This window comes from bacterium SCSIO 12643 (assembly GCA_024398135.1).
GTDB lineage: Bacteria > Bacteroidota > Bacteroidia > Flavobacteriales_G > Salibacteraceae > CAJXZP01.
Window position 1 is genome coordinate 976934 of the sequence record CP073750.1, and the last position, 15138, is coordinate 992071.

Sequence of the window (15138 nt, forward strand, 5' to 3'; positions counted from 1 at the left end):
GATCTTATTTTAAATTTCCAGTATCTGCAAAGCTAAAATATCCTTTATCACCGATTATTATATGATCCAAAACAGAAATTGTTAATATTTCTCCCGATTCTACGATTCGATGCGTTAACTGTTTATCCTGACGACTTGGATTTACATTCCCCGAAGGGTGATTATGACATACAATGATTCCGGTTGCGCAATGCTCAAGGGCCGACTTAAATATCAATCTAATATCCGCAGAAGTACCACTAATCCCACCTCTTCCAATCAAATGCTTTGATATAACTTTATTATTTTGATTTAATAGTAATACCCAAAATTCTTCATAGGGTAAATCATTTAAAAGAGGGCTGAATATTTTAAAAGCGTCTTTACTTCCTCTTACTTTAATACGGTCTAGAGGGCCGATACTTTGCCGCCTTCTTCCCAATTCCAATGCAGCAATAACCGATACCGCTTTAGCCTCACCAATTCCAGGGAACTTCATTAAATCCGGAATAGACTTCCTTCCGATCTCGCTGATATTATTATCATTTGCATACAAGATGTGCTGAGCTAATTCTACCGCAGATTGTGTCTTATTTCCCGATCCCAATAAAATAGCTATTAACTCTGCATCTGACAACGACTGCCTTCCATGGATTCTCATTTTCTCTCTGGGGCGATCCACTTCGGCCCAGGATTTAATACTTAATTTAGTTTGAATTGGATTCATTATTTCTTAAGGTTAAAACTGAATTAAACTCCTAAGATACATAACTCCTTCAAAATATTAAGCATAAAAAAACCCCGATCGCGGAGATCGAGGTTTTCAAAAGTTTTTCTTTTCTGATTAACCCAGGTTATTCACCAATTTTGTCAATGAAGACTTAAGGTTTGCAGACTTATTTTTGTGGATAATATTTCTCTTCACCAATTTATCCAACATTGCAACAACCTTTGGAAGTGCTTCTACAGCTTCTTTCTTATCAGTAGTATTTCTTAATGCTTTAATTGCATTACGAGTTGTCTTGTGATAATATTTGTTGCGAGCAGTCTTAACTGCTGTTTGTCTGATTCTTTTTAAAGATGACTTATGATTTGCCATTATCTTATATTATAAAAAATTCTTTCTTAATTTTAAGACTGCAAATGTAAGGTTTAATTTACTATTTACAAGTCTTAAAAAATTAAGGAACCTCAAGCCGAGATTCCCTAATCTTTCTGTACTCCGTAGGGGAATCGAACCCCTGTTACCAGGATGAAAACCTGGCGTCCTAACCCCTAGACGAACGGAGCATTTTTTGTTTCCCTCAAACGGGGCGACAAAGGTAATATTAAAATCCGTTTCTACAATACCAAAATCAAAAAAAGTTGAATTATTTTTTATTTTTTTATTGGACGTCATTTTGAGAGTGACTCATACGAAAACCTAATCGCTTAGACGTCACTACTTTTTGGTCTTTTGATAACTGTTTCATTTGCGCTACGGTTACCAACTGACTTTTTGAAAATTCTGGAGTATATAAATCAAAGTCCAATGCGTACTTTATAGAAGTCTCTATTATTTCAGTAAGTAATTCTTTACTGACCACTAGTTTTGACAAATCTGCGTATTTATATGCCAACTCATTTTTTCCTTCAACAAAAAGGTGTCCATCTTCATTCACAAAAATTCTGGAGACCAAAAAACCCAAATCATTTTCACGATTAAACTTAAACGAATCCGCCAGGAAATTATAAACGTTTATGATTCCACAGAAAACACGTGATGGTTTTTCCTTTATATAAGAATGTAAATGAATCGGGTGATTGTCTGAAAATGAAAATACATTGGTATGCATTTGAAAAACCAAAAGATCTCCTCCAAATCCCAAAACTGCGCCATATTCTCCTTCATCCTTATAGCTAATCAAAACCCTATTGTCCAGCGATTGTAGATGTTCCTTATACTCAGAGGCAATTTCATGTAACACTTCTTTAACCAGTAAAAAAGCTTCTTTGGTTTTAGAATGTACATCTTGCTTTACACAAGACTTCGTACTAAACATTTCATATATCTCTTGCCTCTTTGTCATATTAATATGCTTTAGCGAATAATACTCTTTTTCTAGAAGGTTTTCCAGTTAGAACACAAACACCTTCTTCTTCCTCAGCATCTAACGGAATACAGCGAATGGTTGCTTTCGTTAACTCCTTAATCTTATCTTCCGTCTCCGCAGTTCCATCCCAATGCGCTTTAACAAAACCACCTTCACTTCTTTCAATCACCTTCTTAAATTCATCCCAGGTATCTACTGTAAATGTATTATCCAATCTGAATTGATTCGCTCTTAAGTACAGATTTTCCTGAATTTTATCCATCAATTCTGCCACATAACTCACTACATTATCTTCTGCAACAATCTCCTTTGATAACGTATCTCTTCTAGCTACCTCGAAAGTTCCATTTTCTAAATCTCTTGCTCCAATCGCAATTCTAACAGGGACACCCTTAAACTCATATTCTGAAAATTTCCATCCTGGCTTATGTGTATCTCTATCATCAAATTTAACGGTTAGCCCCTTAGCCTCCAATTCTGATTTTAGCCTTAATGCAACCTCACTGATTTGGTTTAACTGTTCTTCATTTCTAAAAATTGGAACAATAGCCACGTGGATCGGAGCCAACTTAGGAGGTAATACCAAACCGTTATCATCTGAATGCGTCATTACTAGTGCGCCCATCAAACGTGTTGACACACCCCATGATGTAGCCCAAACATGTTCTTGTTGACCTTCTTTTGTCGTAAACTTCACATCAAATGCCTTTGCAAAATTCTGACCTAAGAAGTGAGATGTTCCAGCTTGTAATGCTTTTCCATCTTGCATCATTGCTTCAATACAATACGTTTCTAATGCTCCTGCAAAACGCTCACTTGGAGATTTCAAACCTTTCACTACCGGCACAGCCATATAGTTTTCAACGAACTCCGCATATACATCCAACATTTGCTCTGCCTCTGCTATAGCTTCCTGCTTGGTAGCATGTGCAGTATGACCTTCTTGCCATAAAAACTCTGCTGTTCTTAAAAACAATCTGGTACGCATTTCCCAACGCACCACATTAGCCCACTGGTTAATCAATATTGGTAAATCTCTATAACTCTGAATCCATTTCTTATATGAATTCCAGATAATCGTCTCTGATGTTGGGCGAACGATTAACTCTTCTTCTAGTTTTGCTTCCGGATCTACAACTACTCCTGTTCCCTCTTCATCTACTTTCAACCTGTAATGAGTTACTACTGCACATTCCTTCGCAAAGCCTTCTACATGTTCTGCTTCTTTACTTAAATATGATTTGGGGATAAACAATGGAAAATACGCATTTTGATGTCCTGTATCTTTAAACATCTTGTCTAGTTGCTGCTGCATCTTTTCCCATATTGCATATCCATATGGTTTAATTACCATACTTCCACGAACATCAGAATTCTCTGCTAAATCAGCTTTTACTACTAGTTCATTGTACCATTTCGAGTAATCTTCTGACCTCTTTGTGAAATTCTTTGCCATCCTAACAATATCATTTTATTAAGTCGCCAAAAGTAAATATTCATTTGGGTTTGGCACGGAATATAAATTACAAATACACCCACATACGATGGATTAATGTTTTAACGTTAAGTGTAATAATTACGGCACAGTTATTGTTAATTTTTTATTAAATAAATTTTCTACGAGATGAAATATTTAAGCTACATTCCGTTCATTTTAGTATTCAGTTTTTTTGTCTCGTGTTCAGCTAACAAAGATTTATACATTGCACCCAATTTTGTTTCAGACAATAGCCTCCCCGCAAAACCCATATTTGAAGAACCAAACTCAGAATACTTTTCTTTGGATTCCACAATATTCAAAATCACACTAAACCACTCGTTAAACAATCAAACTACACGTACTTTAGATCAGAAGTATGCTTCTTTAAACCAATTCAATTATCAATTCACATTACCACCTTTTTATTACAGCAATTTTTCTCTCTTCCACAATAGCTTCTATCCCGAATGGATTCCATTCCGTTATGCTTCTAATTTCTATAATCCTGGGCATCCATTTAATACATACTATTCCTATTGGAGTAACTGGTCTACTCCATATTATAGTTTAGGACATTGCTCCTCATACACTCAGAGAAAAACCACTTACATCAAGCCTTCTACCGCATCTCCTGATGAAAAATCTAACGTACGTTATAATTTAGCCAGAACTTCAAACTATAATTATACCACAAGAAAAAGGACTAAAACTTCCTCCGGATACTACAATGACCCTAAAACAATTCCATCTCCTGTTATGCCTTCTACCCAAACATATGAATATACACCTTATTCCTCCGGGCCATCAAAAAACGCTAACCATCCACCCAAAAGAAGTTCTTCTACTTATACTCCTAAAAACCCCAAACCTCAAGCAACCCCAGCATCTAGCACACCATCCACTTCACCCTCCAATACCTACAAACAAAAACCAACTGCGATGCCAGCTAATACACCGCTATAGTCGCTCTTCAACCAATCACTTACCCTAACTTAACTCTAAAAAAAATGCCCCTAATTAAATAATCAGAGGCATTTTTTAGTTTTATCGTATTTGGAATTACTCCATAATTTTCTTGAACTTTTCTTGTTCTTCGTTTGCCAACTCCTGATCTACCAAAATACGACCAGAGTGCTCATCAACGATAATTTTCTTTCTCGCACCAACATCCAAAATTCTTTGTGGTGGAATTTGAATATAAGAACCTCCCGCAGATGCTCTATCAATAGCCACAACAGCTAAACCATTACGTACTTTATTTCTAATTCTATGGTACGCTTTTAATAGTCTCTCTTCGATGTTAGTCTCCGCTTCTTCAGAAAGCTTTTGCAATCTTTCTTCTTCTTTCTCCGTTTCACCAACGATTCCGCCTAACTCGTCTTTCTTATGTTGAAGTTCAGTGTTGTTACTCTTTAATTCATCATTCGCAACACCTAAAACCTCATCCTTACTTGCAATTCTAGCTTTTGCCTCACGAATTCTTTTTTCAGCAAGTTGAATCTCTAAACTTTGAAACTCAATCTCTTTATTTAAAGAATCAAATTCACGATTGTTTCTCACATCGTTTTGTTGCTCTTTGTACTTTACAATTGCAGCCTCAGATTCTTTGATTTGAATTCCTTTTTCTACGATGCTTTGCTCCAACTCCTCACGCTCTTCCTGCATCTTTGAGATACGCGTTTCTAAACCTGCGATCTCATCTTCTAAATCCTGAATCTGGATAGGAAGTTCACCTCTAATGGTTTTAATTTTATCGATCTCTGAATCGATCAACTGTAATTTGTAAAGTGACCTTAATTTATCCTCAACTGACATTAGCTTAGGATCTTTCACTGCTTTTGACATATCTATAAATAATTAACCGGATTGGTATTTATTTCCGAAATTCGGATTGCAAATGTAGAAAATTTTTGTTTAAGAAAATCAGCAAGTAACTCACTTGTATATTGTTCACTTTCATAATGTCCAATATCAGCTATAACCAATTGTTTTTCAGCATCAAAAAACTCATGATATTTAAAGTCTGCGGTTAAAAATAAATCAGCACCGCTTCTTTTTGCGGCAGAAAGCAAGAAACTACCTGAACCTCCGCATATTGCTACACGCTTTACATGAGATTTTACAACCGGAGTGTATTTTACAACTCCTGCATTCATCTTCGTTTTTATTTCTTGAAGCAAATCCATTGTTGGTATCTCCTCTTCCAACTCACCAACTACACCCAAACCAACCTGATTATTTTTATTATCCAAGCGCAACACATCATATGCAACTTCCTCGTAAGGATGTGCTTCCAATAAAGCTCTTACAACAACACTTTGTTTATGACTCTCAAATATCACTTCAATTCTGGACTCTTCTTCATGATGTACCTGCCCTTTTTCTCCAACATACGGATCCGCATTTTCTAAAGCTTTAAAAGTCCCTATCCCTTCATGAGAAAAACTACAATGTGAATAATCTCCAATCTGCCCAGCCCCAGCACTAAACAAACTTTCCAGAACTTCATCTTTTTTTGCATTTGGTACATATGAAATCAATTTCTTCAAGCCATTTTTTTGCGGATCTAAAATTCGAAGATTTTTTACACCAATTTTTTTTGCGATCATGGAATTGACACCGTTCAATACACTATCCAAATTTGTATGTGTAGCATAAATAGCGATATCATTTTTAATTGCTGAAATAACTGTTCTTTCCACATAATTAGAACCATTTAATCTTTTCAAACCCTTAAATACTATCGGATGATGCGCTATAATAAGATTTGCTTCCTGTTTCTTTGCTTCCTCAATGGTTTCCTCCACACTATCCAGGCAAACTAAAACACCCTTGACCTCGCTATTAAAATCTCCCACGATCAAACCTGCATTGTCATAGCTTTCCTGATAGGCTAGAGGGGCGATACTCTCCAGATAATTTGTGACTTGTTTAACTGTTATCATTCTGCACAATATTGTTTAACTTCAAAACTAACCATTCACAAATTCAAACCACGAATATTATTAAATAATTTCAAGCTTTTGTTACGCATTAAATCCGTAATTTCGCCTTTCTGTTATGTCTAAATTTAGATTAATTCTCTATCCATTTGCGGTCGTATATGACGGTGTTACAAGAATTAAAAACTTCTTGTATAACAGGAATATTTTACACTCCAATTCTTTTGATATTCCATTAATTGTAATTGGCAATTTGGCAATTGGAGGAACTGGTAAAACACCACATACCGAGTATATTGCACGACTACTCCGGTCTTCTTTTAGAATAGCTGTCCTGAGCCGTGGTTATGGACGTAAAACTTCAGGGTATTTTTTAGCCACACCAGAAACAGATAGTCATACCATTGGAGATGAACCTTTACAGATTTACAACAATGTTGAAAATATAGATGTGGCCGTATGTGAGGATCGATCAAAAGGAGTTGAAAAGCTTCAGACCGAAATTCAACCTGAGATTGTTATTCTGGATGATGCTTTTCAACACAGAAAAATTCAAGGCTCGTTTTACATTCTTTTATCTACCTACGATAATTTATTCTATAAGGATTTTGTATTACCGGCTGGAAACTTAAGAGAAACTGCTCAAAACAAAGAACGGGCGAATATTATTGTGGTGACCAAATGTCCTGATAAAATCTCATCAACCGAGCATAAACAAATCATCAATAGAATTCAACCTTCCAAAGATCAAAAAGTATTCTTTTCTAAAATACAATATCAACAACCTCATCGCTTTCATGGTTCAATAGAATGGAATCAGCATCTAAAAATCTTATTGGTAACAGGTATTGTTAATCCTCAACCACTAAAAAACCATCTACAACAATTAGGAAATAACGTTAAAACATTATCATTTAAAGATCACCATTCTTATGCCTCCTCTGATATAGAAACTATATACGCTCAATTACAACAATTGGGAGAAAATGCTGTTGTTGTCACAACTTCAAAAGACAGAGTAAAACTTCAACCTCTTCTGCATACGCACCTGCTTAAAGAAAAAATAACAGCTTACGAAATTTCAATTACAATAGGTTTCTTGTTTGATCAGGAAAATGAATTCAAAAAAACTATTTTAGAACATGTTAGAACAATATAAAGAAGCTGCACAGTTTATCCAGCAGCAAACATCTATTAAACCACAAATAGGTATTGTTTTAGGCACAGGCCTGGGGCCCATTGCAGATTTAATTGATGTAGACAACATCACCGACTATAAAGACATCCCTCATTTCCCTGTATCAACGGTAAGCGGACATCAAGGATGCCTAATTCATGGGCACATAAACAACGTCCCCGTTGTGGTTATGAAAGGTCGTTTCCACTACTACGAAGGTTATGACATGAATAAAGTGGCTTTTCCAATTCGGGTGATGAAATTTTTAGGGATTCAATCTCTAATTGTGTCCAATGCATCAGGAGGTTTAAATCCTGAATTTGCAATTGGCGACCTTATGATTATTGATGACCACATCAACCTGTTTCCAACAAATCCACTCATTGGACCTAACATTGATGAGTTAGGCCCTAGATTTCCAGATATGAGTGAAGCTTATAAAAAATCATTCATAGAAACTGCTCAACAGATTGCCAGCAAAAACAACATCAAAGTTCATCAAGGTGTCTACGCAGGTCTAACTGGTCCAACTTTCGAAACGCCTGCTGAATACAAATACATCCGAATAATTGGAGCCGATGCAGTAGGGATGTCGACAGTTCCCGAAGTTATTGCAGCGCGACATGCGGGGATTGATGTCTTTGGTATTTCAGTAATCACAGATCTGGGAGTTGAAGGTAAGATTCAGGAAGTATCCCATCAGGAGGTGATTAAAAACGCTAAAAAGAACGAAAAAAATCTGATTCTTTTAGTTGAAGAATTAGTGGGTATGATGCATTAAATTTGCACGATAATTTGATTTTAAATTTTACGAATGGATAAGTCTATCAGAGATAAGTATACAGCTGTTATTGGATTAGAAATACATGCGCAATTAAATACCGAAAGTAAAGCATTTTCTTCTGATCCCAATATTTATGGCGTAGCACCCAATACCAATGTGAGTCCAATCTCATTGGGTCATCCGGGCACATTACCTCGATTAAACGAAAAAAGTATTGAGTATGGGATTAAACTTGGATTAGCCTGTAACAGTCAGATTACGCAATACAATGAATTCTCTCGTAAAAATTACTTCTATGCTGATCTTCCAAAGGGATACCAAATCTCCCAGTTTGATACACCAATCTGTACTGGTGGAGCAGTAGAAATTAGATTAGAATCCGGAAAGACAAAAAACATTGGACTAACCAGAATCCATATAGAGGAAGATTCTGGAAAAAGTATTCATGATATTGATCCCTTTAATTCACTTGTAGATTTAAATCGTGCAGGTGTTCCCTTATTGGAAATCGTTACTGAACCGGAAATCTCATCAGCCGATGAAGCTTATGAATATCTTACCGAAATTAGAAAATTGGTTAGGTATCTGGATATCTGTGATGGAAACATGGAAGAAGGCTCTATGCGTTGTGACGCCAATATTAGTGTAATGCTTAATGATGCTGATCAATTCGGAGAAAAGGTAGAGGTAAAAAACATGAACTCTATTCGAAATGTAAAGCGTGCCATTGCGCATGAAATTGAACGACAAATCGCATTGGTTGAAGAAGGCGCTGAGATTGCATCTGAAACCAGAGGTTTTGACGCTACAAGTGGTACTACAATTCAAATGCGAGGCAAAGAAGGTGTGAACGACTATCGTTATTTCCCAGAGCCGGATTTATTGCCATATATCGTCAATGAAGAAAAAATTGAGTCGATTTCTAAAGACATGCCTACTTTACCAAATGCACTCCTTAAAACATTTACAAGTGAATATGGTTTGAGCGAATATGATGCTTTAAATATCATAGAGTCTAAAGAAATTAGTGAATATTATGTGGCGATTATTGCGCATACCAAAAACTATAAAGCAGCTGCAAACTGGGTAATGGGAGATATTAAATCTCATTTAAATAAATATGGAATTCATATTGCAAACTTCCCTTTAACTCCGCTACAAATTGCTGAAATGATCGAATTAATTCATACTGATCAAATTAGTCATTCAATTGCTTCTCAGAAGTTATTCCCAGCATTGCTAGAATCTACTGACAGTGCTCCGCTAAAACTTGCTCAAGAACTGGATTTAATCCAAAATAGTAATGAAGATGAATTAGGATCTGTCATTGACACCGTTTTTGCACAATTTCCTGATGAAACTTCAAGAATTAAAAATGGGGAAATGAAACTTATCGGATTCTTTATGGGGCAAATCATGAAAGCTTCTAAAGGGAAAGCTGATCCGAAAAAGACCAATGCTTTATTGATGCAAAAAATCAAATCTTAACGAATACCTAAGAATGAAAAACTTACTTTTTTTAGCCATTTCTTTTTCGGTTCTATTCGCATCGTGTGATTCCGAACCGGATTATTCTCAATATGAATCTTCGATTTCCGGGTATATAGATAATATCCCAGGAAAGGAAATTGTTTTAACAAAGCAAACTCCAGAAGGTATTATTCCTATGGATACCACCTGGATTGAGGAAGATGGCAGTTTTTTATTCACTCCTGATTTTGGAGACATCGCGGTATATCGTGTCTTGGTCGACTTTAACAAGTATTTGACCATTGCGGCACAAAAAGGGGATCACATTATACTTGAGGCAGATGGTCTTGACTTATATAATAATTACTATGTTGGTGGTTCTGAAGAATCAGAACTAATCAAAATTGTGGTGGATGAAACTATGGCTTTAGGGCATCAATTGGATAGCATTTCCGAAGCTATTAATCACCAGAAAGCAGCAAAAAATAGTCAGGCGCTATATAAAAGCTTTGAAGTTCAAAATCAACTGTATAGCAATCATCGTAATTTCTCTCTTGATTTTATAGAAAAATACCCAGGAAGCATTGCTGCTTACTTTGTGGTTATCGGACTTCAACTGGAAGAAGATCCAAATGCATATAGATCTGTGGCTAAAAACCTGGAGCAATCTCATCCTACGTTTAGTTTTTTACCTAAACTTCAAGAACAAGTCAACATTCTAAGTTTGGCAAATGTTGGAACTTTAGCCGAAGATCTGGCTTATCCTGACCCTGAAGGTAACATTATAAGTCTATCTTCTTTAAGAGGTAAGTATGTACTCGTTGATTTCTGGGCTTCCTGGTGTAAACCTTGTCGATTTGAGAACCCTCAGGTATTAGAACTTTACAAAAAATATAAAGACAAAGGATTTGAGATTTATGGATATTCGCTTGACAAAGACAAAGAGGCCTGGGTAAATGCAATTGCTGAGGATCAAATCAATTGGGTTCACACCAGTGACCTTAAGCTATGGCAAGCTGAGGGAGCGAAGAAGTACGGTGTACAATCCATCCCTGCAACATTCTTAATTGATCCGGAAGGCTATATTATTGCTCGAGATTTTAGAAGTGCTGAGCTAGGTCAAAAGCTTCAAGAAATCTTTGGAGAATAATTATTTTCTAAATCTTACACCCTTATTTCATTTCCACTTTTAGTTCTTGTTATAGCTTTGTTCTTGAACTAAATGAAAATATATACAACTCTAAACATTGGTGCTTTCCATACCAATTACTGTGAAGACTTCTGGATTGAAGAACAAGTTGGAACAAATAAAAAATTAATTGCTGTATTAGACGGATGTACAATGGGAAACGAATCCGTCTTTGCTTCAATTCTCCTAGGAAAAATCTTAAGGCATACAGCCAAAAGAAAATTCTACGAAGAATTCATTACTCCTACATCAAATGATCTACAAAGCACTTTAAAAGATATTATCAAGTCCCTTCTAAAAGATACCAGGAATATTAAAAACCAACTGGGACTTGAAATAAATGAATTATTATCTACGCTAATAATTGGCGTAATCGAAACCCAAAGACAAGTTGCCGAATTTTTAGTTATTGGCGATGGATTAATCTTTTGTGATGGAAAAGCATTCGAGTTCGAACAAAATGACAAACCTGACTATCTGGGTTATCATTTAGATGATGATTTTGAATATTGGTATGAATCTCAAAACCAAAAACTATCAATATCACATTTCAAAGATTTATCTATTTGCTCGGATGGTATCTTCTCTTTCAAGAATCTCAAAAACACAACCGAACAAAAATCCGAAAGTGAAATTTTAGCGTATTTACTATTGGATAAAAAAGGATCCAGGTTTGATACTTTTCTGGACAATAAAATTCGATCTCTTAAAGATCATGGGCATTATGTAACTGATGATTTAGCCATCGTTAGGGTTATAGCTGATTCTTAATCTAATTGCGCCTACCAACTCCAAATTTAAGGCATAAAAAAAGGAGCTGAAATCAGCTCCTTTAATTTTATTATGAAATTCAATTGTGTTTATTTCACCACAACAAATTTTGCTTGCTTTACAAACTCTCCTGACCTTAGAGATACAAAATAAGTTCCAGCTGGCATATCAACTGAATTGATCTCATAGCTCACATTTCCTTTTGCAAAGTTTTTCTTCTCATTTCTGATCACCTTTCCTGAGATGTCATAAATCATCACATTAACTGAACCGTTTGCAGGCATATCAAAAGTAAGTTTAGACACCATGTTTACTGGGTTTGGATATAACTTCACATTACTGATTTCTTTATTATCATTAAAGTCCGCCCAACTGTCATTATCTCCAACGCTTACCAAATCGCCACTTGTCCAGATTCCTCTACCAAATGTTCCGATGTAGAAACGTCCATAGTTTAATGCTTCGTTATGCGGCAGTCTTTGCTGACGTACATCCATAACTGGAACATTACCTACACCGTTACTTTGTTGTGTCCAAGTAGGACTTACTCCAGAAACATCCTCAGAATACCATACACCCAACTCAGTACCTAACACTACTTGCTCAGGTTTGTTTACATTATATTCAGGATCATAAACCGGGAAATCTGGTAAATCACCTTGTAAATTTCTGTTTGGAGAGAATCCTGTCGCAGACTCTGCAGCAGTCAACTCATATACGTGAGTTGGCAATCCATAACCCGCTGTAGTTACCAATAATTTCTCCGGATCAGTTGGGTGAATACAAATACCTGAAACTGCAGAAGCTCCATTAAAAATATCTGTTTTTGTTAACACCGCATTTGGATCATCACCTGAATAGAAATTGTTTAATCCAGAAATTCTTGTTACTCTACCATTATATCCACCAACATATAAGTGGTTTCCATCTTTAGAGAATTCGAAACAAGAAGGAGTTGTAGAACTTACAGTCGTCCATGTTGGAATTTGAAGAGGGAAGTATAGCGCCTCTCTTGTAATATCAAATCCACCGTTCATAGACACAACTACCAAAGATTGTACTGGATCTTGAACTTTTACAGAATCATTTGTGACCAACCCTGATGTTAACTCATAAGGGAAATTCACACCCTGATTTTGACTCACTAATACGATAGTATCACCTGCATTATACTTTACGTTAAACACACTGTTTACCGCAGATCCTACTGGAGGAGCAAAAGACCAACGAATGCTATATTCACCAGTGTTATAATCAACTGTTCCAACACTATCACCAAAACTCTTAAGTACACCAAGAACATCACTATCGGTAGCTACCTGACCTCCTGCGATATCTTCAAACTTAACTTGTCCAGGAACAATCTTCGCAGACTCCTGAAGCTTTCTTAAAGTACCTGTATATAATTTTTTATTACCATCACCAGTACCAATTGAGAATCTTGCAGTATCGTTTGTAAATACTACAGAGTCTTTACTAGTCACATCATTTTTAGATTCCCAGGCTCTCATTACAGTGTAGAATGGAGAAGCTGGATTTCCACTACCAGGTCTACCAGAAGGGTGAATAATTCCTCCCTGGCTTCCTCCACCCTGGTAAGAACCTCTACCAACTGCACCATATTGACTAGTTACAAAAGCAACATCGCCAATAGCTGAGATTTCACAATCGAAACCATCACCACCAAATACTTCAAGACCATCTTTGGCTGCCGGGCCTCCTAAAGAAGGATTAATCAGATGTGTACCGTTATCTTGAGTACCACCTAAAATTTGTCCACCTGTAGAAGTTGCAATACCATAATATTGTGTTGTTCCGAAGTGACGGTTATTCTCAGTCCAGTTGATGTTAGAGGAAGCAGCATTTGAAGACTTAGCTACACCACCATCAGTACCTACATATAAGTTATTTGGGTTGCTTGGATCAAATGTAAACCAGTGAACATCCGCATGCACATAATATCCTGGCAAGTTGAATGTAGTTGCAACACTATTCCAAGAACCTGCAACCTGATACAATTGTACCGCTCCAACGTAAATTTTATCACAATTATTTGGATCAACACCAATTGCTTGATTGTATGAAGCCGGGTTAGATCCCATTAAGTCAAAAGTACTATCAATAACAGTAGTTGGAGGAGCCGGTTGTAGTGGCGCCCAGTTATCACCAGCATCAGAAGATTTTAAAATTTGGAAAGTAGCTGGGTTCCCAGAGAATCCCTGAAATGCATAAACAATGTTTTCATCACTTGAACAAACAGCTAAACTCATACGAGTACTTCCACCGATACCATTCGCAGCACCCACATTGTTGTAAGAACAAGTAGTTTCACCATCATCAGAAATGTAAAGTCCACCATTATACGAAACCAATACACGTCCTGTTGAAGTTGTTACAACATCCTGTACGTTTCCTGGTAATACATTCACACAATTTGGAAGTGTCATTGGCTCAATCCATGTTTGACCTTTATCCAATGAAACTTTTAAACCGTTTCTAGTTGCAGCGTATACCGTATAATTCCCCTGAGCATTTTTAGAATGTGCAACTGCAATTCTATTTACATAAGCCCAGGTATCATTAGGTGTATATGGCGCAGGTAATGTAGAAGCCAAATGAGACCATGTCTCACCTCTATCATCACTCACGTAGATACCACCACCAGGGAAAGAACCTCCACTTGGTGCACCAGCATCCGCATACATACCTGTTCCGGCATATATTCTTCCATCCTTATCTTGTGCAATTGTAGATACATGAATATTATCCCAATCGCTACTTTTATAAGTCCAGCTTCCTGCACCATCAGTAGAAACATACATTCCACCTCCTGCGCCACCGGCATAAAGTTTATTTCCATTCGCATTATCAACTACAATTGCTCTGGCACGTCCACCAATATTATCTGGTCCCGAAAACTCCCAATTCAATTGTGTTGCTCTTGCATTTCTATTTGACTTTGTTTGCGCAATTGCATTCAAATAGTCACCCGCCTCAACTTTACCTGTTTGAGCATTTTTTCTCATGATTTCAAAGTACTCAAAATTGGCTTCTCCATGCGCACCATTTTCGGCACTATTTCTAGGAGTAAATTGAGGACTTCCATTCTCGGTTAGTACCGTAAATAAAGCCATCACAGACCCCAAACCAACTAAAACAGATACAAAAAGTGTGTTTTTTTTCATAAATATATATTTACTACATTTTTCCAAATCCATGTTATCCCTTGAATATAAGGAATTAACATCTCCGA

General features: G+C 36.5%; 13 protein-coding genes and 1 tRNA gene. 6 read left to right on the forward strand and 8 right to left on the reverse strand.

All coding sequences use genetic code 11. The annotated features are described in order from the left end of the window. Positions 1 to 4: 4 nt before the first annotated feature. The 5 genes from radC to proS form a co-directional block, all read right to left on the reverse strand. A complete protein-coding gene (gene radC / locus KFE94_04230) occupies positions 5 to 706 on the reverse strand; it encodes a DNA repair protein RadC (protein UTW67329.1) in 702 nt (233 codons plus the stop codon). A gap of 117 nt (positions 707 to 823) precedes the next feature. Then, positions 824 to 1078: a 30S ribosomal protein S20 gene (rpsT, locus tag KFE94_04235; GenBank protein ID UTW67330.1), complete on the reverse strand. Its 255-nt coding sequence runs from the start codon at positions 1076 to 1078 to the stop codon at positions 824 to 826. Between the two features lie 119 nt (positions 1079 to 1197). Beyond that, positions 1198 to 1269: transfer RNA gene (locus KFE94_04240), tRNA-Glu, on the reverse strand. 95 nt (positions 1270 to 1364) lie between these two features. Continuing rightward, positions 1365 to 2048, reverse strand: a complete 684-nt coding sequence (locus tag KFE94_04245) for a hypothetical protein (protein ID UTW67331.1) — start codon at positions 2046 to 2048, stop codon at positions 1365 to 1367. A 1-nt stretch (position 2049) separates the two neighbouring features. Then, positions 2050 to 3528 (reverse strand): proline--tRNA ligase, encoded by a 1479-nt coding sequence (proS, locus tag KFE94_04250; GenBank protein UTW67332.1) that lies wholly within the window; start codon positions 3526 to 3528, stop codon positions 2050 to 2052. A 168-nt stretch (positions 3529 to 3696) separates the two neighbouring features. On the opposite strand from proS, the gene KFE94_04255 reads away from it, so the two are divergent. Continuing rightward, the gene (locus KFE94_04255) at positions 3697 to 4515 is read left to right on the forward strand and encodes a hypothetical protein (GenBank protein ID UTW67333.1); all 819 of its coding nucleotides are present in this window, start codon (positions 3697 to 3699) and stop codon (positions 4513 to 4515) included. 96 nt (positions 4516 to 4611) lie between these two features. On the opposite strand, the gene KFE94_04260 is transcribed toward KFE94_04255, so the two are convergent. Continuing rightward, on the reverse strand, positions 4612 to 5397 hold the full coding sequence (locus KFE94_04260) for a hypothetical protein (protein UTW67334.1): 786 nt from the start codon (positions 5395 to 5397) through the stop codon (positions 4612 to 4614). Between the two features lie 2 nt (positions 5398 to 5399). Beyond that, positions 5400 to 6494, reverse strand: coding sequence for a Nif3-like dinuclear metal center hexameric protein (locus KFE94_04265; GenBank protein ID UTW68211.1), 1095 nt, complete (start codon positions 6492 to 6494; stop codon positions 5400 to 5402). A 118-nt stretch (positions 6495 to 6612) separates the two neighbouring features. Here KFE94_04265 and lpxK point away from each other — a divergent pair, with 118 nt between their 5' ends. The 5 genes from lpxK (at position 6613) to KFE94_04290 (ending at position 11885) form a co-directional block, all read left to right on the forward strand. Further along, the gene (lpxK, locus tag KFE94_04270) at positions 6613 to 7653 is read left to right on the forward strand and encodes a tetraacyldisaccharide 4'-kinase (protein ID UTW67335.1); all 1041 of its coding nucleotides are present in this window, start codon (positions 6613 to 6615) and stop codon (positions 7651 to 7653) included. Beyond that, the gene (locus KFE94_04275; protein UTW67336.1) at positions 7637 to 8452 is read left to right on the forward strand and encodes a purine-nucleoside phosphorylase; all 816 of its coding nucleotides are present in this window, start codon (positions 7637 to 7639) and stop codon (positions 8450 to 8452) included. Before lpxK ends, KFE94_04275 begins: the two co-directional genes overlap by 17 nt. Positions 8453 to 8485: 33 nt before the next feature. Further along, positions 8486 to 9943 (forward strand): Asp-tRNA(Asn)/Glu-tRNA(Gln) amidotransferase subunit GatB, encoded by a 1458-nt coding sequence (gene gatB, locus KFE94_04280; GenBank protein UTW67337.1) that lies wholly within the window; start codon positions 8486 to 8488, stop codon positions 9941 to 9943. A gap of 13 nt (positions 9944 to 9956) precedes the next feature. Continuing rightward, on the forward strand, positions 9957 to 11075 hold the full coding sequence (locus tag KFE94_04285; GenBank protein ID UTW67338.1) for a TlpA family protein disulfide reductase: 1119 nt from the start codon (positions 9957 to 9959) through the stop codon (positions 11073 to 11075). Between the two features lie 72 nt (positions 11076 to 11147). Continuing rightward, the gene (locus KFE94_04290; protein UTW67339.1) at positions 11148 to 11885 is read left to right on the forward strand and encodes a protein phosphatase 2C domain-containing protein; all 738 of its coding nucleotides are present in this window, start codon (positions 11148 to 11150) and stop codon (positions 11883 to 11885) included. 89 nt (positions 11886 to 11974) lie between these two features. On the opposite strand, the gene KFE94_04295 is transcribed toward KFE94_04290, so the two are convergent. Next, complete coding sequence (locus KFE94_04295) at positions 11975 to 15070, reverse strand: T9SS type A sorting domain-containing protein (GenBank protein UTW67340.1); 3096 nt, start codon at positions 15068 to 15070, stop codon at positions 11975 to 11977. Between the last annotated feature and the right edge of the window lie 68 nt (positions 15071 to 15138).